Origin of the sequence: Streptomyces sp. NBC_00370 (assembly GCF_036084755.1) — a bacterium.
Lineage (GTDB): Bacteria > Actinomycetota > Actinomycetes > Streptomycetales > Streptomycetaceae > Streptomyces.
In genome coordinates this window covers 2,336,190-2,359,649 of record NZ_CP107968.1, presented here as the reverse complement: position 1 = coordinate 2,359,649, position 23,460 = coordinate 2,336,190, and the positions used below count along the sequence as shown (strand labels likewise).

Here is a 23,460-nt window from a genome sequence, read left to right as displayed (position 1 = left end):
TTGGGGCTCGGTTCGCCTCCGGGGCGCCTTGTGCCACTGTCGACGGTCGACCGTGCTCGGTCCGCTCGTTCCTCACGGACCTGCGCGCGCTCTCCCTTTCGACAGCGGCGCGCCCCTCCGGCTCACTCGCCGGGAGGCTGACCTGAGCCGGAGAGGGCGGGTCGGGGTGTTAGGTGAACGCCGGGCGTTCTGGGTCCAGGGTGGGGTGGCCCGTTGTCGGGGACGAGGCCTCGGCGAAGTGGCGGCGGGGGATGCGGCCCGCCCGGTGGGCCAGGCGGCCCGCCTCGACCGCGTGGCGCATCGCCTCCGCCATCAGCACCGGCTCGCGCGCGCGGGTCACCGCCGACGCCAGCATCACCGCCGCGCAGCCCAGCTCCATCGCCAGCGCCGCGTCCGACGCCGTACCCGCGCCGGCGTCCAGGATGACCGGCACGCGCGCGTGTTCCACGATCAGCTGGAAGTTGTGCGGGTTGCGGATGCCGAGACCCGAGCCGATGGGGGAGCCGAGCGGCATGATCGCCGCGCAGCCCACGTCCTCCAGCCTTCGCGCCAGCACCGGGTCGTCGTTGGTGTACGGCAGGACGGTGAAACCGTCGTCCACCAGCGTCTCGGCCGCTTCCAGCAGTTCGATCGGGTCGGGGAGCAGCGTGCGCTCGTCCGCGACGACCTCCACCTTCACCCAGTCCGTGCCCAGCGCCTCACGGGCCAGCCGGGCCGTCAGGACCGCCTCGCCCGCCGTGAAGCAGCCGGCCGTGTTCGGCAGGGCCCGGATGCCCAGGTTGTCCAGCACGGACAGCACGGAGCCCTGCACGGACGGGTCGAGGCGGCGCATCGCGACCGTGGTCAGCTCCGTGCCCGAGGCGGCCAGGGACCGTTCCAGGACGTCCAGGCTGGGCGCGCCGCCGGTGCCCATGATCAGGCGTGAGGTGAACGTGGCGCCGCCGATGGTGAGCTTGTCGTCCGCCATGCGCGATCAGCCTCCCTGTACGGCGGTGAGGATCTCGACGCGGTCGCCGTCCCCGAGGAGCGTCGAGGACCACCGGCCGCGTGGCACCACCGTCTCGTTGACGGCGGCCGCCACACCGGACGGCGCGGCCGTGAAGCCGGCCACGAGTGTCGCGAGCGTGGTGGCGGCGGGGAGGTCCCGCTGCTCGCCGTTGACGGAGACCCTGACGCCGGTGCGTGCTTCGCTGCTCATACGGGCTGCTCCTGACGTACGGAGGTGGCGGCAGGCGAGAACCGGAGCGGGGTGAACGGCCGCGCCTCGGGCGGAAGTTCGCCCGTGGTCAGGACGGCAGCCAGCGCGTCGCCGGTGACCGGCGCGAGGAGCACGCCGTTGCGGAAGTGGCCGGTGGCCAGATGCAGCCCCGGCAGCGCGGTCGGCCCGAGCAGCGGCGCGTTGTCGGGGGACGCGGGCCGCAGACCCGCCCGGGTCTCGGTCAGCGGCAGTTCGGTGATGCCGGGGATCAGCTCATGCGCGTCGCGCAGCAATTCGTACACACCGCCCGCCGTGACCGTCGTGTCCCAGCCCTGTTCCTCGCTCGTCGCGCCGACGACCAGCTCGCCGTTCTCGCGCGGCACCAGATACACGTCGCTGCCGCGCACCACGGCCCGTACGGTCCTGGACAGGAAAGGCGCGTACCGCTCCGGCACGGTCAGCCGCAGTATCTGGCCCTTGACCGGCCGCACCGGCGGCAGCACGTCCGCCGGGACCCCGGCGAGCCGCCCGCTGAGCGAGCCGGCCGCCAGCACCACCTGGTCGGCGGCGAGTTCGGTGCCGTCGTCCAGTACGGCGCCGACGGCCCGGTCGGCCGCCACCGCGAGCCGTTCGACCCAGTGGCGCCGGAACACCACACCGGCACGCTCGCAGGCCGCCAGCAGCGCCGCGGTGAGCCGGCGGGGGTCGATCTGGTGGTCGCCGTCCACCCGCAGCCCGCCCCGTACGCCGGGTGCGAGCAGCGGTTCGAGGCGCCGGCACTCCCGGCCGCTGAGCCAGTCGGACGTCAGCCCCGAACCCTGCTGGAGGGCGTGCAGTTCACGCAGATGGGCGCGGTCGTCGGCGTCGAGGGCGACGGCGAGGGTGCCGCAGGTGCGGTAGCCGGTGTCCCGGCCGCTCGCCGCCTCCAGCTCCGCGACGAACTCCGGATAGCGCTCCACGGACGCCAGGTTGAGCCCGAGCAGCGTCTGCTCGCCGTAGTGGAGTTCGGTGACGGCGGCGAGCATCCCGGCGGCGACCTGCGCCGCGCCGCCGCCGGGGGCCGGATCGGCGACCGTGACCCGCAGCCCGCGCTGCGCCGCGCGCCAGGCCGTGACCAGACCGATGACCCCGCCCCCGACGATCAGGACATCGGCACCGGCCGGACGAGATGGCTGAGTTGGGTGAGACGACTGCATGGGCGTCCAGCCCCTCCCTTCGCCGGCATGACCCGGATCAGGTTCGTACGGTCGGAGGCCGCAGCAGCCTCCCTCTCAGCCCGATGCGTCCGGGCTCCCGCGAGGTAGTGTCAGCCGCCAGCGTAACCCCGTGCCGCCGTGCGTCGAAAGGGAGTGCCCCGCCGTGGCCCGCTCGCTGCACGGACTCGTCCGCACCGGGTGACCGGTAACTCATAGGGTGACCGGGTGAGCGATGAGCAGAGACAGACGGAACAGCCCCGGGTCGTCATCGTCGGCGCCGGCATGGCGGGCGTGCAGACCGCCGTCGCGCTGCGGGAGAGCGGCCACCGCGGTCCCGTCACGCTGATCGGCGCCGAGGCGCATCCGCCCTACGACCGGCCGCCGCTGTCCAAGGCGGTGCTGCTCGGCACCGCAGAGGGCTCCGCCTTCGACATCGACTTCGCCGCGCTCGGCGTCGACCTGCGGCTCGGCGTCGATGCCACCGGCGTACGTCCGCAGGCGCGCGAGGTCGACACGGCCGCCGGGCCCGTCCCGTACGACGTGCTCGTCATCGCCTGTGGGGCCGAGCCGATCGTCCTGCCGGGCACCGAGGGCGTGGCCGGTGTCCACACGCTGCGCACCCTGGACGACGCCGAGCGGCTGCGGCCGGTGCTCGCGCGACAGCACGAGGTCGTGGTGGTCGGCGCCGGCTGGATCGGCGCGGAGTTCGCGACCGCCGCCCGCGAGGCCGGGTGTGTCGTGACGGTCGTCGAGGCGGCCGACCGGCCGCTGGCCGGCGTCCTGCCCGCCGAGGTCGCCACTCCGATGGCCGACTGGTACGCGGAGAGCGGCGCCGAGCTGCTGACCGGCACCCGGGTCACCGGCGTCGAACCGGGCACGGTGATCCTCGCCGACGGCCGCCAGCTGCCCGCCGGCGCGGTCGTCGTCGGCATCGGCGCCCGGCCCGCGACCGGCTGGCTGGCCGGCTCCGGCATCGCGCTCGGCCCCGACGGCGCGATCGCCGCCGACGAGCGGCTGCGGGCCTCGGCGCCCGGGGTGTACGCGGTCGGCGACTGCGCCTCGTTCCCCTCCGCCCGCTACGGCGAGCGGCTGCTCGTCCACCACTGGGACAACGCCCTCCAGGGGCCGCGCACGGTCGCCGCGCAGATCGTCGGCGAGAGCGAGCGGGTCTACGACCCGGTGCCGTACTTCTGGTCCGAGCAGTTCGGCCGTTTCGTGCAGTACGCGGGCCATCACGCCGCCGCCGACACCCTGGTGTGGCGCGGCGACCCGGCGAGCGCCGCCTGGTCGGTGGTGTGGCTGCGGGACGGCGTCGCGGTCGCGCTGCTCGCCGTCGGCCGGCCACGGGATCTGACCCAGGGCCGCAAACTCATCGAGGCGGGCGCCGCGCTCGACCCGGAACTGGTCGCCGATCCGGCCCTGCCCCTGAAGAAGGCCGTCCGATGAGCGCCCTCCTGTGCCGTCGCTGACGCCTCTCTGACGGGCCCGGCCGCCCTTTCCCGCTACCGTCTGTCAGTCCGGGATGGCAGGCTTGTCCTGTGACTGAGATTGACATGAAGATCGATGCGCTCGTCCCCGCCTGGCTCTACCTGCCGGACATCGCGGAAATGCTCGATGTCCAGGTGACGCGCGTGCGGCAGCTGGTGAAGGAAGGCCAGCTCATCGCCGTGCGCCGTGGGGAGAACCGGGCGCTTCAGGTGCCCGCCGCCTTCATCGACGGCGACAAGGTCGTCAAGGGCCTCGCCGGTACCCTGACGCTCCTGAAGGACGACAACTTCTCCGACGAAGAGATGCTGGAATGGCTCTTCACCCCCGACCCGAGCCTGCCGGGCACCCCCGCGCAGGCGCTCAGCGAGAATCGCGGCACGGAGGTGAAGCGCCGGGCCCAGGCGCTCGCCGTCTGACGACACCACGCGCGCAGTGCGGCGGCGCCGCGGTCACCGCGGCCGCTGTGATGTGACGACGCCGCCGCACGGCGCCGAACCAACGGGGGACCCCGGAATGCCCACTGCCCGCTCGCCGCTGTCCGACGCCCGGCTGTATCTGTGCACGGACGCCCGCACGAGACAGGGCGACCTTCCGGAGTTCCTGGACGCCGTCCTCAGCTCCGGTGTGGACATCGTCCAACTGCGCGACAAGGGCCTGGAGGCCGCCGAGGAGCTCGACCACCTCCAGGTCTTCGCCGACGCCTGCCGCCGGCACGGAGCGCTGCTGGCGGTGAACGACCGCGCCGATGTGGCGCATGCGATCGGCGCCGATGTGCTGCATCTGGGCCAGGGCGACCTGCCCGTGCCCGCCGCCCGCGCGATCCTCGGCGCCGAACCGCTGATCGGCCGGTCCACCCACGCCGAAAGCGAGGCGGCCGCCGCCGCCGTCGAGCCGGGCGTCGACTACTTCTGCACAGGACCCTGCTGGCCCACCCCGACCAAGCCGGGACGGCACGCGCCGGGCCTCGGCCTGGTGCGGTACGCGGCGGGGCTCGGCACGGACCGCCCCTGGTTCGCGATCGGCGGCATCGACGCCAGCAACCTCGACGAGGTACTGGCAGCGGGCGCCCGCAGGATCGTCGTGGTCCGGGCCGTCACGGACGCCGACGACCCGGCCGCCGCTGCCGCCGCGCTCGCCAAGCGCGTCAGGGAGCACGAGCTGTGACCGGCCACGGCCGTCGCCGTACAGCCGGCCTGGGCCTGTCCGGCGGACACCGCTAACCTGCACTTATGGCCTTCGGCACACCATCGACCTGGACGACCCACGCGCCTACGGTGCGTGAGCTGCTCGCGTCGGGACCGACGTACTCGTTCGAGTTCTGGGCGCCCAGGACCCCGAAGGGCGAGCGGAACCTCTGGAACGCGCTGCGCAGGATCGAGTCGGTCGCCCCGAGCTTCGTCTCCGTGACCTACGGCGCCGGCGGCTCCACCCGTGACGGCACGGTCAAGGCCACCCAGCAGATCGCCGCCGACACCACGCTCACCCCGGTCGCCCATCTGACCGCCGTCGGCCAGTCCGTCGCCGAACTGCGCAACATGATCGGCCAGTACGCCGACGCCGGGATCCGCAACATCCTCGCGGTGCGGGGCGATCCGCCCGGCGACCCCATGGGCGAGTGGGTCGAGCACCCGCAGGGCATGCGGTACGCCGCCGAACTGGTCAGGCTCATCAAGGAGTCCGGCGATTTCTGCGTCGGTGTGGCGGCATTTCCGGAAATGCATCCGCGCTCGGCCGACTGGGAGAGCGACACCCGGCACTTCGTCGACAAGTGCCGGGCGGGCGCCGACTACGCCATCACCCAGATGTTCTTCGACCCCGAGGGATATCTGCGGCTGCGGGACCGGGTGGCCGCCGCGGGTTGCGCGACTCCGATCATTCCCGAGATCATGCCGGTCACCAGCGTCGGACAGCTGGAGCGGCTGCGACAGCTCAGCACAGCGGTCTTCCCTGCCCAGTTGAAAGAGCGGATCCTCTCCGTCAAGGATGATCCCGCCGCTGTACGCTCCATTGGCATCGGGTTCGCGACGGAGTTCTGCGCGAGACTCCTCTCCGAGGGAGTTCCTGGGTTGCACTTCATTACACTCAACAACTCCACTGCGACGCTCGAAATTTACGAGAATCTCGGACTGCACGAGCAGTCGTGACCGGCCGCACCCGCCCTGTCCCGGGGCGGCGGCCGCAGGAGAGGGGCGGGCATGGGCTGGACGGTCCTCTACATCGCATTCGGCATCGTGGCCCTGTGGCTGCTCGGCGAGGTGCTGCTGCAGTACAAGGCGCGGCTGCGCTGGCGGTTGCTCGCCTTCACCGGATTCCTGGGCGTCGTCATCGGTGTGCTGATGCCGCAGATAGTCGTCATCGCCCTGGGCGCCGTCGCGTTCGCCGTCGGTCAGACGTATGTGACGCTCTCCTTCCGCCGCGGCTTCTCGGCCGGCTGGGCGGTCGGCGGCAGCCCGCGCGAGAACCCCCGCCGCAAGGCGCAGGCTCCGGCCGCGACAGCCGAACCCAGCCTGGAGGTCAGCGATCTCCAGTACACCCCGGTCGACTACCCGCCCGTCGACGAGACGGCGATGACGGCCGAGGCGACGGGACCCGCCTCGATCTACGAACCGCAGCCGATGCCCGACGACACCGGCCAGTACGGGGTCTACGACACCGGCACCGGCTACACGGTCAACTCCCCGGGCGCGCAGGGCGACTACGGCACCGGCTACGAGAACTACCCGGGCTACGGGCAGCAGCCGTACGCGGCGCAGGGGCCCTACCCGGCACAGGACGCCCCGTACGCGGCGCAGGAGGACACCGGCCAGGACGCCTACGCGGCGCAGCAGGCGTACCCCACGGACCAGGCCGGTTATGGGACGCAGTACGACTACGGCACCGGACAGCAGCAGCAGTACGCCCCGTACTCCGACCCGTATGCCGGATCGGCCAACGGCGGCCAGCAGTACAGCGCGTACGACGCCAACGGCGGTTACCAGGACCAGCAGCAGTACGCCGACCCGTATGCCGCTCAGCAGTACAACGACACACCGCCCGGCGGGGTGTGGGTACCGCAGCAACGAGAAGCGGACCAGCAGGTTCCGCCGATGCCGCAGGAAGATCCGCAGCAGCAGTACGGCTACGACCCGAATGCCTACAACGAGCAGCAGTACCGGTACTAAGACGGCGGCGGGCGCGCGTGCGCCGGCCACCGCACGCCGCGTCACCGCGAGCCGCGGAAGTCCGCCCCCTCGACGATCAGGCCGGCCGCCAGCGCGCCCGACATGCCCGCGTGTGCCAGGCCGCCGCCCGGGTGTGCCCAGCCGCCCGCCAGGGTCAGCCCGCGCAGCCGCGTCGCGTTCGCCGGCCGCAGCAGTCGGCCGCCGGCGCCCGCCAGGGCCGGGGCCGGCACCCGGCCTCCCGCGGCGCCCGTCTGCTCCGCCGTTTCGGCGGGGGTGCGCACCTCGCGCCAGAGCGTCCGCGCCGTCAGGTCGGGTACGGCGGCGCCGGCCGCCGCCACCAGCACGTCCGCGTACCGCTCGCGCAGCGCGCCGTCCGACCAGTCGACCCGGCCGCCGTGCGGGGCGACCGTCGCCGTGAGCGTCACGGCCTCATGGCCGTCGTCGGGGCGGGTCCCCGGGTCGTCGGGGCGCAGCACCGTGACCGTGGGTCGCGCGGCCGTCCGGCCGCCGAAGATGTCGGCGGCCTCGGCCGACCCGTCGGGGGAGTGCACCACCGTGCGGTGGGCCGTGCCCGCGGGACGCGCGCCGCGCAGCGCCAGCAGCACGGTGAACCGGCCGGCCGCCGCCGTCGGGTCCGCCGCGTCCGCAGGCCGTACGTCGCCGTCCGCCCACAGCGCCGACTCCACCAGGGCGGCGGGGGCGACCCCGGCCACCACCTGGTCGGCTTCGGCGACCGTCCCGTCGGCCAGCTCGACGCCCACGGCCGCTCCGTCCTTCTCCACGATCCGGGTCACCTCGGCGTCGAAGACGAACCGCACCTTGCGGGCCACGCACCGCTCGTACACCGCGCGGGCCAACTCCCGCATCCCGCCGCGCACATACCAGCTGCCGAAGGTCTGCTCCAGATACGGCAGCACGGCGGCGCTCGCCGGTGTGCCGCGCGGATCGAGCCCGTACGCCAGCGCGTACCCGTCGAGCAGGGCCGCCAGCCGGGGGTCCGTCAGCTCCCAGGCGCCGATCTCGGCGACGGTGGAGGCCAGCCTGGCACCGCGCAGCAGCCGCTTCCTGGGCACGGCCGGATACGGGTCGCGGCCGAGCACCTGGTGATCCGGCCACAGCGGCTCCTCCAACAGGGGCCGCCTCGACCGCTCCCACGCGTCCCTGGCGCGGCCGAGGAAGTCCGCCCAGCGCTCACCGGCGCCCGCGCCCAGGGCCCCGTCCAGGGCGGTGACGACACCGGCCCGGGACGCGTTCGGCAGGAGTACGTCGGCGCCGTCGGCGAAGACATGCCGGCTCGCCGGGTCGACCGCGCCGACCTCGACGCACCGCTCCAGCGGCTCCTTGCCCGTCTTCACGAACAAGTCGCGGTAGACGGCGGGCAGATGCAGCAGCCCCGGCCCCGTGTCGAACACGAAGCCGTCCCGCTCGAACCTGCCGACCGAGCCGCCGTACGTCGCCGCGCGCTCGTACACCGTCACCCGGTGGCCCGCCACGGCCAGCCGGGCGGCCGCCGCCATGGCGCCCATCCCGGCGCCGATCACCACAATCCCCGCCATGCCCGTGATTTTAGACGGGGGGACCGACAGCCTGTCCCGCGCGTCGCTCCGCCCTGCGCTGCGCCCTGCGTCGCAGGAACGCCCGGATCCGCGACACGAGGAACAGCGCGGTGACGGTGCCGAGCACCAGCAGCGTGCCCGCCACGACGGCGGCGCCGACCGGATGGAAGATCGCGAAGGTGATGATCCCGGCGACGCCCAGATCCTCGGTCGTGGACATGATGACGTTGCTGAACGGTTCGGGGGAGGTGTTGATCGCCATCCGGGTCCCGGCCTTCACCAGATGGCTGACCAGCGCCGTGGAGCCGCCGACCGCGCCGGCGGCCAGCTCGGGGACCGAGCCGCTCTGCCCGGCCAGCAACGCCCCGACCACGGCGCCCGACACGGGTCTGATCACGGTGTGCACCGAGTCCCAGAGCGAGTCGACGTACGGGATCTTGTCCGCCACCGCCTCGCAGAGGAACAGCACGCCGGCGGCGATCAGCACATCGGGGCGCTGCAGCGCTTCGGGCACCTCGTCGGTCAGCCCGGTGGCGCCGAAGACGCCGAACAGCAGGACGACGGCGTAGGCGTTGATCCCGCTGGCCCAGCCGCTGGTGAATATGAGAGGGAGTACGGACACGGACGCGATCGTAGCCAGCCGGGCCGCTCCTGGGGTGGGGTCGGACACACACGGCTGAGTAGGGGTACCTAGGCGTCCGGATGAGTAGCCGCGCGGATAGGCCGCGAGCCGTGGGAACGGAAGAGTGGAGTCCACGGAAGGGGCGCGCGCACCGGTACCGCCGGCACGGGGCTGCGGAACGGTGCGGCTCCCCCGACGTAACGGGGGTGCACTCCGGAGGGCCCGGCCGACCACGGGGGATCGGGCTCTCCGGCTGTACCGGGGGACGACGGGGGAAGCCCGGGGGATACGGGGGACAACGGGGGCACGGGGGAAACGCCGGTACGGCGGGCTCGGAAGGACGAGCCCGCCGTACCGGCGTTCGTGCTGCCGACAGATAGCGGCCGTCCGAGCGGGCACCCGACAGAACAGGTATGGCCGACAAACGAGAGAAAGGTGCAGGTCAAGGCCGATTGTCAGTGGTAGCCCCCAGGATGGACACATACGGCCACAGCGCCGTCACACGACGACAGGAGGTTCGTCATGGCCAGCTCCTACGCCGGCGCCGCACGCCGGCGACCGACAGGCGGCCCTGCCCCCTCACTGACCGGTCCGCCCGGTGACGTCCACCCCGTCCTGCGACGGGCCACGGCGCCACCCGCCGCACTCGATCTCCTCGCCCAGGCCCGCACGGGCCTCGACGAGGCGGCGACCCTGGCCACTCCGAACGAGCGCTATGCCACCGCCCACCTCGCCGCGCTGCGCACCGCGGCGGCCGTCCTCGCCGCCCGTGGCCGCCCGGAGGCCACGACGCAGCGGCGCCGCCGGATCCGCAGCGCCTGGGAGGTGCTGCCGGAGATCGCACCCGAACTCTCCGAGTGGAGCGCCCTGTTCGCCTCCGGAGCCCAGCGCAGGGCGCTCGCGGAGGCGGGCATACAGGGCGCTGCGAGCAGCCGCGACGCCGACGATCTGCTGCGGGACACCGCCATGTTCCTGCGGCTGGTCGAGCGGCTCCTGGTGCTGGAGCCGGTGCTCCCCGCGCCGCGGCCCGAGCAGTCCGCGCAGGACGACGCCGCCGGGTGACGCCCGCGAGGTTGAGGACAGGGCGGCACGCTCCAGGGGGCCGGGAGGCCCTGCCGAGGCAATAGGGTGGGCGGCAGCCTGCACCTTTCTTGTCCCGCCGCCAGCGCGGCACCGCGCCGAGGAGTCAACTGCCGTGTCGGACCCTTCCCCTGTCATCGGTGGAGAGACGCCATCGCGCCCCCGGGGTTCTCTCCGCACCGCCGTGGTCTGGGAGGTCCTGCGGGACGCCCTCGACCGCCGGGTCAAGGTCTCGCAGGAGAACAGCCTCGACGTGCTGGACACCGGCGGCGGCACGGGTAACTTCGCGGTCCCCGTCGCCCGGCTCGGCCATCGCGTCACCGTCGTCGACCCGAGCCCCAACGCGCTCTTCGCGCTGGAGCGCAGGGCCGCCGAGGCCGGCGTCGCCGAGCGGGTCCGCGGTGTCCAGGGCGACATCCTCGGCCTGTTCGACGTCGTCGAGCGCGGCGGCTTCGACGCCGTGCTGTGCCACGGCGTCCTGGAGTACGTGGACGACCCGGCCGAGGGCGTGCGCAACGCCGTGGACGCCCTGCGCCCCGCAGGGGCCCTCAGCCTGCTCGCCGCAGGTCTCGGCGGCGCCGTGCTCGCCAGGGCGCTGGCCGGTCACTTCAACGAGGCCCGGCAGGCGCTCACCGACCCGGCGGGGCGCTGGGGCGAGGGCGACCCGGTGCCCAGGCGGTTCAGCGCCGAACAGCTCACCGGACTGGTGGCGGCGGCCGGTCTCGACGTCGCCTCCGTGCACGGCGTCCGGGTCTTCGCCGACCTGGTCCCCGGGGGTCTCGTGGACACCCAGCCGGGCGCCCTGGACGCCCTGCTGAGGCTGGAGGCCGCCGCGGCCGAGCTGCCTTCGTTCCACTCCATCGCCACCCAGCTGCACGTCCTGGGCGAGAAGCGGACCTGACGGACCGCTGATCGGCTGCTTGATCAGCGGTGCAGCGGCGCATGCAGTCCGCCACAGGCCACCCGGTAGCGCGCTTCGCGCCGTATGATCGGGGTACACCATCCGGCATGACGGATCGGTCGTTGGGGAATCAACGCCTCAGCAGCCGAGCCCGCATGGCGGCCCGGAATGGCTAAATGGCGTTGAGGGCGGGTTTCACGGGGGCGAATCCCTGCCTATTCTTGAAGGGGCCGCATACCGGTCGCCCCCCGCGACCGACGACTAGGAGGACTCCGTGCCGCTCTCGGAGCACGAGCAGCGAATGCTCGAGCAAATGGAGCGAGCGCTGTACGCCGAAGATCCCAAGTTCGCGACAGCGCTTGAGGGAAGCGGGCTGCGTACATACACCCGGCGACGGGTCTATCAGGCGGTCGCAGGCTTCCTGGTGGGTATCGCGCTCCTCATGTCTGGAATGGTCGCCCAGCAGATCTGGGTCAGCGTGGTGGGGTTTCTCGTCATGCTGGGCTGCGCGGTCCTGGCGGTCACCGGCTGGCGCAAGGCGCCCAAGCCCGGTGAGCAACAGGCCGCCGGTGGCGGCCCCCCGGCCGGCCGCCGACAACCCAAACCACGTCGTTCGGTGATGAACCGGATCGAGGAGCGGTGGCAGCGCCGCCGTGACGAACAGGGCCAGTAAGCCCGGCAGATCGAATCCGGACAGATAGCAGTCAGCGCCGGACGGACGAACAGAGCCGGACGAACAGAGCCCGGCGAACAGAGACCGTACGGCTGAGGGGCGGACGCGATACGCGTCCGCCCCTCAGCCGTACCCAGCCGTGTCACCAGGTGCCCCGGCCTCGGGGCCCCGGCCGCCTGGCCCGGGGCCCCTGGGCTCAGCCGCGCTGCCTGGCGGGCCGCAGCCGCGCCACGAAGGCCGTCCAGCGGTCGAGCCGCAGCCTGTGCACACCCCACCGGTCGGTGAAGGCCGTCCAGCGCTCCGACAGGGCCCATATCACCCGAATGGACGAGCGAGGCACGAGAAGTGCCCGCAGCCGGGTCCAGCGCCCGACGGACGCCCGTAGCCCGGCCCGCACCAGCCGGGTGTCCTCGGCGAGCCCCACACCCGGCCGTGGCTCCGGCGCGTACAGCGCCTGCTCCACGGCCCCGGCCACCCGGTGCACCGCGTCGGCCGCCGGCTGCTCCAGCCGGCCGAGCCGTACGACCCGGTCCGCGGCCTTACGCGGGGTCTGCGACTCGTCGGGCGGGATGCCGTGGTCCCACGCCGTGTCGATCAGCTCCCGCCAGGCCGCCAGGGCACGCTCCGCGGCGACGGCGGGCGTCGGCGGCGCGCCGCCCCGGCCGACGGCCGCTCCGCTGTCCCCGTCCGCGTCCGTCACGACCCACGAGGGGCCGTCCACCGACGCGTGGTCGCCGTACCCGGACCTGAGCCGTCGCGCCCGTACCCGCACCCGCCACAACAACGGCAGCAGCGGGATCAGCAGAACGGCGAGCGCGGCCAGCGCGATCCCGATCCAGGTTCCCGTCGGGGTGCCCGAGTCGGTGGGCGGCTGCACACCCAGCGGGGCGGCCGCGTCGCACTCACCGATCCGGCGCGTCTGCTCGGCGCAGCTGCTCGACGAGGACGGGGCTGCCGACGGCGCGCCCGAAGCCGCCGAGTCCGGCGCCTCCGTGCTGCTCGGCACCCCGGACGGGGTGTCGGCGACGGTGTAGTCCGGGATGCTGCCACGGCTCGGGGTCGGCTCGAAACGCGTCCAGCCCACGCCTTCGAAGTACAACTCGGGCCACGCGTGGGCGTCGTTGAGACCGACGGACACGATGTCCCCCTCGGGGGTGCCGGGGGTGAAGCCCACGGCGACCCGGGCCGGGATGCCGAGCGTGCGGGCCATCGCCGCCATGGCGAAGGAGAAGTGGATGCAGAAGCCCCTCTTGTCCTGGAGGAACTTGGTGATCGCCGAGATCCCGGTGCCGGAGTTGACCGAGACGTCGTACTTGAAACCGCCGTCCATCGCGAACCAGTCCTGGAGCTTGACGGCCTTCGCGTAGTCGGTCGTCGCGCCCGCCGTGACGTCCTCGGCGGTCTCCTTCACCACGCCGGGCAGCCTGTTCGGCACCTTCGTGTACTCGTCGCGCAGCGCCTTGGACGCCTGCGGGGCCGACGCCAGCTGCTCGCTGGTCGGATCCACCTCCAGGCTCTCGACCTGGTACTCGGCGCCACGGGTCGACTGCCCCCGGTCGCCGACGAGGGTGCGGCCCACCGGCTCGAAGCGCCAGCGGCCCTCGATCTTCACCTTCGTCGCCGGGTAGGGCATCGGGAGGTAGTTCTGCCGGTACCAGCCGGCCGCCGTGATGTTGGTCGTGACCTTCGTGGTCCGCACGTCGGGGGAGAGGCCCGGCGGGTTGGGCAGCTCCTCCGGTACGTCGTCGACCTTGCGCTGCGAGAAGCGCCAGGACGTCCCGTCGAACGTGTCGAGGGCCATGATCCGCAGATACATGTCCGAGCCGGCGGCCTGCGTGGTCCGGTAGCGCAGGGCCTCCCGGTCCTCCGGCTGGTTCAGGTTGTCCTGGAGCGAGACCAGGGGGTTCACCGCGGAGATCGTGCCCCCGCCGCCCACCCCCGAGCCGTTGCCCGTCCCCGCGCCTGCCAGCAGCCCGTCGCCCATGGCGGGCAGGGCGGCCGGGACCACCAGGGCGATACCGAGCGCCAGCACACCGATGCGGCGGCCCGTACGCGCCGGGGCCAGCGCGTGGCCCGGCGTTCGGGCCGCCCGGCCCTGGCCCTGCGGCGCGCCGCCGAACACCCGGCCCCACTGGGACAGCCGGTCACGGCCCTCGGCGAGCAACAGCAGCAGATAGCCGCAGGCGGCGACCAGGAACCACAGCCAGCCGCCCGCCCCGCCGGAGAGTCCGGCGGCCACGGAGTAGAGCGCGAGCAGCGGCAGCCCGGCGGGGGCCGCGCTGCGGAACGTCACGGCCAGCGCGTCCACCGCGAGACCGATCACCAGGACGCCGCCGATCAGCATCAGCTTGATGCCGTCGGTCGCGGGCGCCGGTATGGCGAACCGGCTGACGTCGTCGCTGCCCGCCGTCAGCAGCGTGCCGAACTGCCGGATGACGTCAGGCGTCGGCAGCAGCCCGAGCGGCGCCTGGTCCCGGGCGAAGACGACCGTCAGCTCCAGCAGCCCGACGACGGCCTGCACCAGGATCGTCGCCAGTCTGGCCAGCGGTGCCCGCCTGGCCAGCGCGCCGACCCCGCTGATGACCGCCAGCAGGAAAGCGGCCTGGAACAGCCAGCCGACCGTGTCGACCAGCGGCAGCATCGAGCCCGCCGCCATCAGCGTGGCGGCGAAGGCGCACAGCGCCAGCCTCCCGCGTCCGCTCATGACCATCCTCCGGAAGCTGTCGGCCCTGTGACGCCCGATTCGGAGCGCTCGCGCGCGGCCTGCCGCCACAGGTCGGGCAGGGAGGCCCCGGCCGGTACGGCGAACGCCGTCCAGCCCGCTTCGCGCAGCAGCCGCAGCCGCTCGTCGCTCTGCCCCTGCGCGGGCGGGCTCCGCGTCCAGCCCTCGCTGTCGAGCACGAAGGCGACGGCCGCGCCGCTGCGCTGCCTCATCCGGGCGACCACGCCCGCCTGTTCGTCGTCGAGGTCGCCGAAGAAGCCGATCAGCAGGCCTTCGGTGCCACGGCGCAGGACGTCGTACGAGGGGAAGAGCCCCTCGCCCGGGGAGTGGTCGACGACGGCGAGGGTGTCCATCATCAGCCCCGCCGAGTCGGCCGACTCCTGGGTGGCGCCCGCGAAGCCGTCGGCGCCCTCACCCGGCACGGAGCTGCCCGTGTCGGTCAGCAGCCGTACGGCGAAGCCCCGTTCCAGCATGTGCACCAGCGCGGACGCCGCGCCCGACACGGCCCACTCGAAGGCCGAGTCCGGTCCGGCGCCCTGGTAGGCGACCCGTCTGGTGTCCAGCAGCACCGTGCATCGGGCGCGCTGCGGCTGCTCCTCGCGGCGCACCATCAGCTCGCCGTAGCGGGCGGTGGAGCGCCAGTGGACCCGGCGCAGATCGTCGCCGTGCCGGTAGCCGCGGGGGATCACGTCGTCCTCCCCGGCGAGCGACAGGGACCGCTGCCGGCCGTCGCCGTACCCCGACGCCTCACCGGCGAGCCGTACCGAAGGCAGCGCCTCGGTGCGGGGGATGACGGTCAGGGTGTCGTACGCGCTGAAGGAACGGGTCAGTTCGCACATCCCGAACGGATCGCTCAGCCGCAACTGCAACGGGCCGAGGGGATAGCGCCCGCGCAGGTCCGAGCGGACGCGGTACGACACCTCGCGGCGCCCGCCCGCCTCCACCCGGTCGAGCACGAAGCGCGGTCGCGGGCCCAGCACGTACGGGACGTGGTCCTGGAGCATCAGCAGTCCGGTGGGCAGCCGGGACACGTTGTCCATCCGCAGATGCACCCGCGCCTCCGACCCCGCCGGCACCCGGGAGGGCGTGAGCCGGCGGCTGCCCGCCACCCGGTAGCGGGTGCGGTAGAGCACGGCGACACAGACCAGCGGCAGCACGGCGAGCAGCAGCCCCACGCGCAGCAGGTCGGACTGGCCGAGGACGTAGGCGCAGACGGCCGCCGCGATGCCCGCGGCGAAGAACGACCGGCCCCGGGTGGTCAGTCCGCCCAGGGCCACGCGCAGGCCGCCCTTGTCCTGCTCGCCCGCCGTCGTGACGGGGTCGGCCGACGTCATCACAACCGCCGGACGCCGGGCGGCTGCTGGCCGTAGGCCGGCCCCGCGGGAGCCGGTCTGCCCGCCGTCACCCGGCCGCCGTCCGCGGTGGGCACCGGCGTCTGCTGAAGGATCTCCAGCACGACCTGCTCGGCGGTCCTGCGGTTGAGCTGGGCCTGGGCGGTGGGCAGCAGCCGATGCGCCAGCACGGCGACCGCCAGCGCCTGTACGTCGTCGGGCAGGGCGTAGTCCCGGCCGCTCAGCGCCGCCGACGCCTTCGCCGCGCGCAGCAGATGGAGCGTCGCGCGCGGTGAGGCCCCCAGCCGCAGGTCCGGGTGGCTGCGGGTCGCCCCGACCAGCTCCACCGCGTAGCGCCGTACGGCGTCGGCCACATGGACGGTGCGCACCGCGTCGATCAGCTTCACGATCTCGTGCGCGTGCGCCACCGGCTGGAGGTCGTCCAGCGGGGAGATCCCGCCGTGCGTGTCCAGCATCTGCAGCTCCGCCTCGGCGCTCGGATAGCCGATCGACACCCGGGCCATGAAACGGTCGCGCTGTGCCTCGGGCAGCGGGTACGTGCCCTCCATCTCCACCGGGTTCTGGGTGGCCACCACCATGAAGGGGCTGGGCAGTTCGTACGTCTGCCCGTCGATGGTGACCTGGCGCTCCTCCATGGACTCCAGCAGCGCCGACTGCGTCTTCGGCGAGGCGCGGTTGATTTCGTCGCCGATCACGATCTGCGCGAAGATCGCGCCCGGTTTGAACTCGAAGTCCCTGCGCTGCTGGTCGTAGATGGACACTCCCGTGATGTCCGAGGGCAGCAGATCGGGGGTGAACTGGATTCGCTGCACCGAACAGTCGATGGAACGTGCGAGCGCCTTCGCCAGCATGGTCTTGCCCACGCCGGGGACATCCTCGATCAACAGGTGTCCCTCGGCGAGCAGCACGGTCAGCGAAAGCCGTACGACCTCTGGCTTGCCCTCGATCACACCCTCCACCGATGTGCGGACACGCTCCGCTGTGGTGGTCAGATCAGTGAGGCTCGCTCGATCGTCATAGGTCGTCACCCGGCCCTCCTCGGCCCGTTCATACGGACCGGAGCTCAACAGACGGCCCGGCCCACCCCAAGATACGGACGCCGGCCCCGGAATGTTCCGGGGCGGCTGTCACACACGCATTCTTGTTGCCGTTACCGCTTCGTGTCACTCGCCTGTGGATAAAAGAGGGGGATTTGTCGATTTCGCCGCTTTTTTGGTGCCACGGGAATGCCTCCCAGGCCCATGGCGGGGCGATTTCCCCGGCTCACCCGGCCGGGTCGACCTCCGTCATGAGCCCCGTCGTGACGTCGAAGACGAAACCGCGCACATCGTCCGTGTGCGGCAGGAACGGTGAGGTCCTTACGCGCTGCATCGACTGCCGGACGTCCTGTTCCACGTCGGCGAACGCCTCGACGGCCCAGACCGGCCGCTGGCCGACCTCCAGCTCCAGCTCGTGCCGGAACTCCTCGGTGATGGTCTGCATGCCGCAGCCGGTGTGGTGGATCAGCGCCACGCTGCGCGTCCCGAGCGCCCGCTGGCTGATGGTGAGTGAGCGGATGACGTCGTCGGTCACCACGCCGCCCGCGTTGCGGACGGTGTGGCAGTCGCCCAGTTCGAGGCCGAGGGCGGCGTGCAGGTCGAGCCTTGCGTCCATGCAGGCCACCACGGCGACCCGCAGCACGGGCCGCGCGTCCATGCCGGGGTCCTGGAACCTGGCGGCATAGTGGTTGTTCGCCTCTATGAGCCGGTCGGTGACCGTACCGCCGGTGCGGGCCGGACCGGCGGAGGTCTCAGGGGTCTCTGCGGTCTCTGCGGGCAGGTGTGCGGAAGTCGACATACCTATGACGGTAATGGCCATCAGGGGTCGAAGCCCGCTGTGGGACCAGGACAAAGAACGTCAACGGGCATTGTTGTGACCTAACCCACAAGGGCCAGCACCACTCATCCGAACGGGTGAAAAAGACCGTTTGTTCGGTTGTGGCGCGTGACCCGTGCGACGCGCTGGCCGGTTGATTGACCGGAAGGACGAGTGGACTAAAGTGACGCGAAGTTCACGGACACATCCCGAACACATCCCGATTGTCCCCGCGTGTGCGGCGTACGTGCGGCTCGGCCCTCTCCCGCTCGGCGGTCGGCCGACGCCCTTTGCGGCGCCGGCGGATCACTCCCCTTCTGAGCGGGCGGGGACCCGGCGGCACGTACGACCGCGCCGGACCTGAGAGGGCGCATTGAGCGAGCGCAGCGAGCGACACGTCCCAGTGATGCTCCGGCGGTGCCTTGACCTGCTGGCCCCCGCTCTCGCCCAGCCGGGCGCGGTCGTCGTCGACTGCACCCTCGGCCTCGGCGGCCACAGTGAGGCGCTGCTTTCCACCTTCCCCTCCGCCCGGCTCGTCGCCCTGGACCGCGACAAGGAGGCGCTGCGGCTCTCCGGCGAACGGCTCGCCCCGTACGGCGAACGGGCCACCCTCGTGCACGCCGTCTACGACGAGCTGCCCGACGTGCTCGACCGGCTGGAGATCCCCCGCGTCCAGGGCGTCCTGTTCGACCTGGGCGTCTCGTCCATGCAGCTGGACGAGGCTGACCGCGGCTTCGCCTACGCCCACGACGCGCCGCTCGACATGCGGATGGACCAGACGACCGGGCCCGGCGCCGCCGAGGTGCTCAACACCTACCCACCCGGCGAACTCGTGCGGATCCTGCGCCAGTACGGCGAGGAGAAGCAGGCCAAGCGGATCGTTTCCGCGGTCGTACGCGAACGGGACAAGGAACCCTTCACCCGCAGCGCCCGGCTGGTCGAACTGATCCGCGACGCCCTGCCGCAGGCCGCCAAGCGCACCGGCGGCAACCCCGCCAAACGCACCTTCCAGGCGCTGCGCATCGAGGTCAACGGCGAGCTGTCCGTACTGGAACGGGCCGTACCCGCAGCGGTGAAGACCCTCGCCGTCGGCGGCCGCATCGCCGTCCTGTCGTACCACTCGCTGGAGGACCGGCTGGTCAAGCAGGTCTTCGCGGCGGGCGCCGCCAACACGGCGCCGCCGGGGCTGCCGGTGGTCCCCGAGCGCTACCAGCCCCGCCTCAAACTGCTCACCCGCGGCGCCGAACTGCCGACGGAGGAAGAGGTCGCCGAGAACCGCAGGGCGGCCCCCGCCCGGCTGCGGGGGGCGCAGCGGATCCGGGAGGACGCACTGTGAGCGGAGCTGCCAGGCAGCTGAAGGGGCGGGCCGGCCGGCTCGCCCGGATGATGCCGTCCGGCTCGGGACAGGCGGCGCGCACGCCCTTCGTCCTGCTGGTCGTCCTGCTGCTGGGCGGCGGTCTGATCGCCCTGCTGCTGCTGAACTCCTCCCTCAACGAAGGATCGTTCAGGCTGAGCAAGCTCAAGAAGCAGACCACCGACCTCACCGACGAGCAGCAGGCGCTCCAGCGCGACGTGGACGACTACTCGGCGCCCGACGCGCTGGCCCGCAGGGCCCGGGAGCTCGGCATGGTGCCCGGCGGCAGCCCCGCCTTCCTCGGCCCCGACGGCAAGGTCCACGGCGTGCCGGGCAAGGCCACCCCGCTGCCGCCCGTACAGCAGTCCGTCGTGGTGCAGGCCCCGCCGGCGCCGCCCGCCCCGTCAGCGCAGGCGTCCACCGCTAGCACACCGGCCCCGGCGCGCTCCGGCCCGCCCGCCGCACCGCCCACGGGACAGGCCGCCGCCCCGACGGCCACCGTCTCCCCGTCAGCCACCGGCCAGGGCCAACCGCTGAAACCGGCAGCCCAGGCCCCGACGACCTCCGGCAGGTGACGCAGTGCCCTCCAAGGAACCACCGCGCCGCAGGGTGCCAGGACCCGCACGGCCACGGGGCGGTGCGCGCCCCGTCGGCGGCGCCCGCCCGACGGCCCGGCCCACGGGCCACCCGGCCGGCCGGCCGCGCCAGGGAAGCCGCGCCCCGCGCCGTATCCAACTCGGCAGCCCGCGCCCCCGGCTGCGCCTGGTCAGCCTCGGCCTGACCCTCGTGATGCTGGTCTTCGTCGTACGGCTGCTCCAGGTGCAGGCCGTCGACGCCAGCGCGTACGCCGCCAAGGCCGACAAGAACCGCTTCCTGCACCACACGATCGCCGCCGAGCGCGGCGAGATCACCGACCGCTCCGGGGTCCCGCTCGCCACCAGCGACGACGCGTACGACATCACCGCCGACCCGTCGATGTTCACCCCCAAGGCCAGCAAGGCGCCGGACGCCCCCGAGCAGGCGGCGGCGCTCCTCGCGCCGATCCTGGGCGCCGACCCCACCGAGATGGTGAAGAAGCTCAAGGCGCCCAAGTCCCGCTACACGGTGCTCGCCCGGCGGCAGACGCCGCAGGTCTGGAACCAGATCAGCGACCTCAAGGGCGTCCTGGCACAGAAGGCGAGCAAGGACGCGCTCTCCGGCCGCCCCGCAGTGAACGTACTGGCCGGTGTCCTCCAGGAGCCGACCACCAAGCGTGTGTACCCCAACGGCGATCTCGCCGCCGGGATACTGGGTTTCGTCAACGCGTCAGGGCACGGCGGCGGCGGTGTGGAGTCCATGCTGGACAAGCAACTGGCCGGCGCCGACGGCGAGGTCACCTACACCCAGTCCGGCGGCCGCCGGGTGCCCACGGGCAGTTCGCGTGAGAAGCCCGCGGTGCCGGGCTCCGACGTCGAGCTGACCATCGACAGGGACATCCAGTGGGAGGCCCAGCGGGCCATCAGCGAGCAGGTGAAGAAGTCCAAGGCCGACCGGGGCTACGTGATGGTCCAGAACACCAGGACCGGGGAAGTCCTCGCGATGGCCAACGCCCCCGGGTTCGACCCCAACGACCTCTCCCAGGCCAGCTCGGCCGCCATGGGCAACGCCGCGCTCCAGGACGCCTACGAGCCGGGCTCCACCAGCAAGGTCATGTCGATGTCCGCGGTGATCGAGGAGAAGAAGGCCACCCCGCTCACCCATGTCGTCGTGCCCAACCGGCTGCACCGCGGCGACCGGCTCTTCCACGACGACATCGACCACCCCACCTGGAACCTGACGCTCAACGGGGTACTCGCCAAGTCCAGCAACATCGGCACCATCGAGGCCTCCGGACACCTGGGCGACACCCAGCCGGAGGCGAACAAGGTCCTCTACAAGTACCTGACCAAGTTCGGCATCGGCCGGCCCACCGGGCTCGGCTACCCCGGCGAGACCCAGGGGCTGCTCGCCAAGCCGCAGGACTGGTCCACCTCGCAGCAGTACACGATCCCGTTCGGCCAGGGCCTGTCGCTCAGCGCCATGCAGGCCGCCTCCGTGTACTCGACCATCGCCAACGGCGGCGTACGGATCGCCCCCACCCTGATCCGGGGCACCCGCGGACCCGACGGGCGCTTCACCCCGGCCCCCGCGCCGAAGAAGACCCGCGTCGTCAGCGACAGCACCGCCAAGACCGTCTCCACGATGCTCGAATCGGTCGTCGGCGACCAGGAGGGCACCGGTACGGCGGCGAAGATCCCCGGCTACCGGGTGGCGGGCAAGACCGGAACCGCCAACAGGGTGGATCCCAAACTCGGCGTCTACAAGGGCTACACCGCGTCCTTCGCCGGCTTCGCACCCGCCGACAACCCGCAGATCACCGTCTACTGCGCGATCCAGAACCCCACCAGCGGCGCGTACTTCGGCGGATCGATCTGCGGTCCCATCTACAAGAAGGTCATGGAGTTCTCGCTCAAGACCCTCCAGGTCCCCCCGACCGGCAGCAAACCGGTCCGCCTGCCGGTCACCTTCTAGACCGGCGGACCCCCACCCGGCCAGTGACTCCAGGGAAAGCCCAGTGACAACCATCACCTCCGATTCCGGGAACCGACCCGACCCGACCGAGACCCCTCAGGGCGGACTTGGCCCCGGGACGGCCACGCCCGGTACGCTCACCGCCGTGCCACACGCTGATCAGCTTCGAACCGCCCCGAAGGACACCCTTGTGAGCCATCCCGGGACGCCTCGTCCTGACAGGGTCCGCCCCACCCCGCTCGCGGAACTGGCAGCCCGGCTGGGCCTCACAGACGCGTTCGGCGAAGGGGAGGTCACCGGCATCACCCACGACTCGCGGGCGGTACGCCAGGGGGACGTGTACGCGGCGCTGCCCGGCGCCCGCTTCCACGGAGCCGACTTCGCCGCGCAGGCGGCCGACCTCGGGGCCACCGCCGTACTGACCGACCCGGCGGGCGCCGAGCGCGCCGCCGCCACCGGACTGCCGGTCCTGGTCGTCCCCGACCCCCGGGGCAGCATGGGCGAACTCGCCGCGGGGATCTACGGGCACCCCGGCCGTGACCTGCTGCAGATCGGCATCACCGGCACCTCGGGCAAGACCACGACGGCGTACCTCGTCGAAGGCGGTCTGCGCGGCGCGGGGCACCGCACCGGGCTGATCGGCACCGTCGAGATGCGGATCGACGACGAGGCCATCAAGTCCGAGCGCACCACCCCCGAAGCCACCGACCTGCAGGCGCTCTTCGCCGTCATGCGTGAGCGCGGGGTCGACTCGGTCGCCATGGAGGTCTCCAGCCACGCGCTGGTGCTCGGCCGGGTCGACGGCTGTGTCTTCGACGTCGCCGTCTTCAACAACCTCAGCCCGGAGCACATGGAGTTCCACTCCGGCATGGAGGACTACTTCCAGGCCAAGGCCCAGCTGTTCACCCCCCGGCTCAGCAAGGTCGGCGTGGTCAACTACGACGACGAGTACGGCCGCAGGCTCGTCGACGAGGCAAGCGTGCCCATCACGACCTTCTCGGCCGAGGGACACCCGGACGCCGACTGGCGCGCCGAGAAGGTCGAAGTGGGCTCCCACCGCTCGGCCTTCACCGTCGTGGGCCCCAAGGGCGAGCGGATCAGCGCCGAGGCCCCGCTGCCCGGCCCCTTCAACGTCGCGAACACCCTCGCCGCCGTGGTCACCCTGGCCGTCGCCGGGATCGACCCGCAGACGGCCGCCGACGGCGTCGCCGCCGTCCCCGGCGTACCGGGCCGCCTGGAGCGCGTGGACGCGGGACAGCCGTATCTCGCCGTCGTCGACTACGCGCACAAGACGGACGCCGTCGAATCCGTCCTGCGCTCCCTGCGCAAGGTCACCGAGGGCAAGCTGCACATCGTCCTCGGCTGCGGCGGCGACCGCGACCAGTACAAGCGCGCCGCCATGGGCGCGGCAGCCGCCCGGCTCGCCGACACCGCCGTACTGACCTCCGACAACCCGCGCTCCGAGGACCCCCTCGCGATCATCGCAGCGATGCTCGCCGGCGCGGCCGAAGTACCCATCCACGAACGCGGCTCCGTACTCGTCGACGCCGAACGGGAATCGGCCGTCGCCGCCGTGGTGGCACTCGCCGAGGCGGGCGACACCGTACTGGTCGCGGGCAAGGGCCACGAGCAGGGCCAGGACATCGCGGGAGTGGTACGCCCCTTCGACGACCGTCAGGTCCTGCGCGCCGCCATCGAGAACTCTCTCCGTCACGAGAACCACAGTCGTCACGAGAACAACAGTCAGGGATGA

The 23,460-nt window shown here is 72.5% G+C and carries 21 protein-coding genes and 1 riboswitch; of the genes, 12 read left to right on the top strand and 9 right to left on the bottom strand.

The annotated features are described in order from the left end of the window. Nucleotides 1–169: 169 nt before the first annotated feature. The 3 genes from OHS57_RS10255 to thiO all read right to left on the bottom strand — a co-directional run bounded on the left by OHS57_RS10255 (nucleotide 170) and on the right by thiO (nucleotide 2,394). On the bottom strand, nucleotides 170–967 hold the full coding sequence (locus OHS57_RS10255; RefSeq protein WP_328581710.1) for a thiazole synthase: 798 nt from the start codon (nucleotides 965–967) through the stop codon (nucleotides 170–172). Between the two features lie 6 nt (nucleotides 968–973). Then, complete coding sequence (thiS, locus tag OHS57_RS10250; RefSeq protein ID WP_328581709.1) at nucleotides 974–1,198, bottom strand: sulfur carrier protein ThiS; 225 nt, start codon at nucleotides 1,196–1,198, stop codon at nucleotides 974–976. Beyond that, the gene (thiO, locus tag OHS57_RS10245) at nucleotides 1,195–2,394 is read right to left on the bottom strand and encodes a glycine oxidase ThiO (protein WP_328581708.1); all 1,200 of its coding nucleotides are present in this window, start codon (nucleotides 2,392–2,394) and stop codon (nucleotides 1,195–1,197) included. Before thiO ends, thiS begins: the two co-directional genes overlap by 4 nt. Then, a riboswitch (TPP riboswitch) is annotated at nucleotides 2,392–2,505 on the bottom strand. (Overlaps the previous gene by 3 nt.) Before the next feature lie 114 nt (nucleotides 2,506–2,619). Here thiO and OHS57_RS10240 point away from each other — a divergent pair. The 5 genes from OHS57_RS10240 to OHS57_RS10220 all read left to right on the top strand — a co-directional run bounded on the left by OHS57_RS10240 (nucleotide 2,620) and on the right by OHS57_RS10220 (nucleotide 7,043). Next, entirely contained in the window at nucleotides 2,620–3,840 is a 1,221-nt protein-coding gene (locus OHS57_RS10240; RefSeq protein WP_328581707.1) for an NAD(P)/FAD-dependent oxidoreductase, read from the top strand. A gap of 92 nt (nucleotides 3,841–3,932) precedes the next feature. Continuing rightward, the gene (locus OHS57_RS10235) at nucleotides 3,933–4,298 is read left to right on the top strand and encodes an Rv2175c family DNA-binding protein (RefSeq protein ID WP_041990658.1); all 366 of its coding nucleotides are present in this window, start codon (nucleotides 3,933–3,935) and stop codon (nucleotides 4,296–4,298) included. Between the two features lie 97 nt (nucleotides 4,299–4,395). Continuing rightward, nucleotides 4,396–5,046, top strand: a complete 651-nt coding sequence (gene thiE / locus OHS57_RS10230; RefSeq protein ID WP_328581706.1) for a thiamine phosphate synthase — start codon at nucleotides 4,396–4,398, stop codon at nucleotides 5,044–5,046. 65 nt (nucleotides 5,047–5,111) lie between these two features. Next, nucleotides 5,112–6,026, top strand: a complete 915-nt coding sequence (metF, locus tag OHS57_RS10225; protein ID WP_328581705.1) for a methylenetetrahydrofolate reductase [NAD(P)H] — start codon at nucleotides 5,112–5,114, stop codon at nucleotides 6,024–6,026. Nucleotides 6,027–6,077: 51 nt separating this feature from the next. After that, nucleotides 6,078–7,043, top strand: coding sequence for a hypothetical protein (locus OHS57_RS10220; protein ID WP_328581704.1), 966 nt, complete (start codon nucleotides 6,078–6,080; stop codon nucleotides 7,041–7,043). Between the two features lie 41 nt (nucleotides 7,044–7,084). Here OHS57_RS10220 and OHS57_RS10215 read toward each other — a convergent pair whose 3' ends face one another. Both OHS57_RS10215 and OHS57_RS10210 read right to left on the bottom strand, forming a co-directional pair. Then, nucleotides 7,085–8,599: a phytoene desaturase family protein gene (locus OHS57_RS10215; protein WP_328581703.1), complete on the bottom strand. Its 1,515-nt coding sequence runs from the start codon at nucleotides 8,597–8,599 to the stop codon at nucleotides 7,085–7,087. Nucleotides 8,600–8,609: 10 nt separating this feature from the next. Further along, complete coding sequence (locus OHS57_RS10210; protein ID WP_328581702.1) at nucleotides 8,610–9,221, bottom strand: DUF4126 domain-containing protein; 612 nt, start codon at nucleotides 9,219–9,221, stop codon at nucleotides 8,610–8,612. Nucleotides 9,222–9,743: 522 nt separating this feature from the next. On the opposite strand from OHS57_RS10210, the gene OHS57_RS10205 reads away from it, so the two are divergent. From OHS57_RS10205 to OHS57_RS10195, 3 genes are all read left to right on the top strand, one after another. Further along, nucleotides 9,744–10,283 carry an SAV_6107 family HEPN domain-containing protein gene (locus tag OHS57_RS10205; protein WP_041990670.1) on the top strand — a complete coding sequence of 180 codons (540 nt, stop codon included), beginning with the start codon at nucleotides 9,744–9,746 and terminating at the stop codon, nucleotides 10,281–10,283. A 133-nt stretch (nucleotides 10,284–10,416) separates the two neighbouring features. Beyond that, the gene (locus tag OHS57_RS10200) at nucleotides 10,417–11,202 is read left to right on the top strand and encodes a methyltransferase (RefSeq protein ID WP_107070108.1); all 786 of its coding nucleotides are present in this window, start codon (nucleotides 10,417–10,419) and stop codon (nucleotides 11,200–11,202) included. A gap of 274 nt (nucleotides 11,203–11,476) precedes the next feature. Next, nucleotides 11,477–11,875 (top strand): DUF3040 domain-containing protein, encoded by a 399-nt coding sequence (locus tag OHS57_RS10195; protein ID WP_041990674.1) that lies wholly within the window; start codon nucleotides 11,477–11,479, stop codon nucleotides 11,873–11,875. Nucleotides 11,876–12,071: 196 nt separating this feature from the next. On the opposite strand, the gene OHS57_RS10190 is transcribed toward OHS57_RS10195, so the two are convergent. The 4 genes from OHS57_RS10190 to OHS57_RS10175 all read right to left on the bottom strand — a co-directional run bounded on the left by OHS57_RS10190 (nucleotide 12,072) and on the right by OHS57_RS10175 (nucleotide 17,785). Then, on the bottom strand, nucleotides 12,072–14,579 hold the full coding sequence (locus tag OHS57_RS10190) for a transglutaminase TgpA family protein (protein WP_328581701.1): 2,508 nt from the start codon (nucleotides 14,577–14,579) through the stop codon (nucleotides 12,072–12,074). Further along, the gene (locus OHS57_RS10185; RefSeq protein ID WP_328581700.1) at nucleotides 14,576–15,931 is read right to left on the bottom strand and encodes a DUF58 domain-containing protein; all 1,356 of its coding nucleotides are present in this window, start codon (nucleotides 15,929–15,931) and stop codon (nucleotides 14,576–14,578) included. Before OHS57_RS10185 ends, OHS57_RS10190 begins: the two co-directional genes overlap by 4 nt. After that, entirely contained in the window at nucleotides 15,931–16,977 is a 1,047-nt protein-coding gene (locus OHS57_RS10180) for an AAA family ATPase (protein WP_041990681.1), read from the bottom strand. The genes OHS57_RS10185 and OHS57_RS10180 overlap by 1 nt, the downstream gene beginning before the upstream one ends. 235 nt (nucleotides 16,978–17,212) lie before the next feature. Next, entirely contained in the window at nucleotides 17,213–17,785 is a 573-nt protein-coding gene (locus tag OHS57_RS10175) for a beta-class carbonic anhydrase (RefSeq protein WP_041990683.1), read from the bottom strand. Between the two features lie 424 nt (nucleotides 17,786–18,209). On the opposite strand from OHS57_RS10175, the gene rsmH reads away from it, so the two are divergent. The 4 genes from rsmH (at nucleotide 18,210) to OHS57_RS10155 (ending at nucleotide 23,460) form a co-directional block, all read left to right on the top strand. Beyond that, nucleotides 18,210–19,139, top strand: coding sequence for a 16S rRNA (cytosine(1402)-N(4))-methyltransferase RsmH (gene rsmH, locus OHS57_RS10170; protein WP_443042866.1), 930 nt, complete (start codon nucleotides 18,210–18,212; stop codon nucleotides 19,137–19,139). After that, nucleotides 19,136–19,732, top strand: coding sequence for an FtsB family cell division protein (locus tag OHS57_RS10165; RefSeq protein WP_328581698.1), 597 nt, complete (start codon nucleotides 19,136–19,138; stop codon nucleotides 19,730–19,732). The genes rsmH and OHS57_RS10165 overlap by 4 nt, the downstream gene beginning before the upstream one ends. A 4-nt stretch (nucleotides 19,733–19,736) precedes the next feature. Next, complete coding sequence (locus tag OHS57_RS10160) at nucleotides 19,737–21,707, top strand: peptidoglycan D,D-transpeptidase FtsI family protein (protein ID WP_328581697.1); 1,971 nt, start codon at nucleotides 19,737–19,739, stop codon at nucleotides 21,705–21,707. 190 nt (nucleotides 21,708–21,897) lie between these two features. After that, nucleotides 21,898–23,460 carry a UDP-N-acetylmuramoyl-L-alanyl-D-glutamate--2,6-diaminopimelate ligase gene (locus OHS57_RS10155; protein WP_041990689.1) on the top strand — a complete coding sequence of 521 codons (1,563 nt, stop codon included), beginning with the start codon at nucleotides 21,898–21,900 and terminating at the stop codon, nucleotides 23,458–23,460.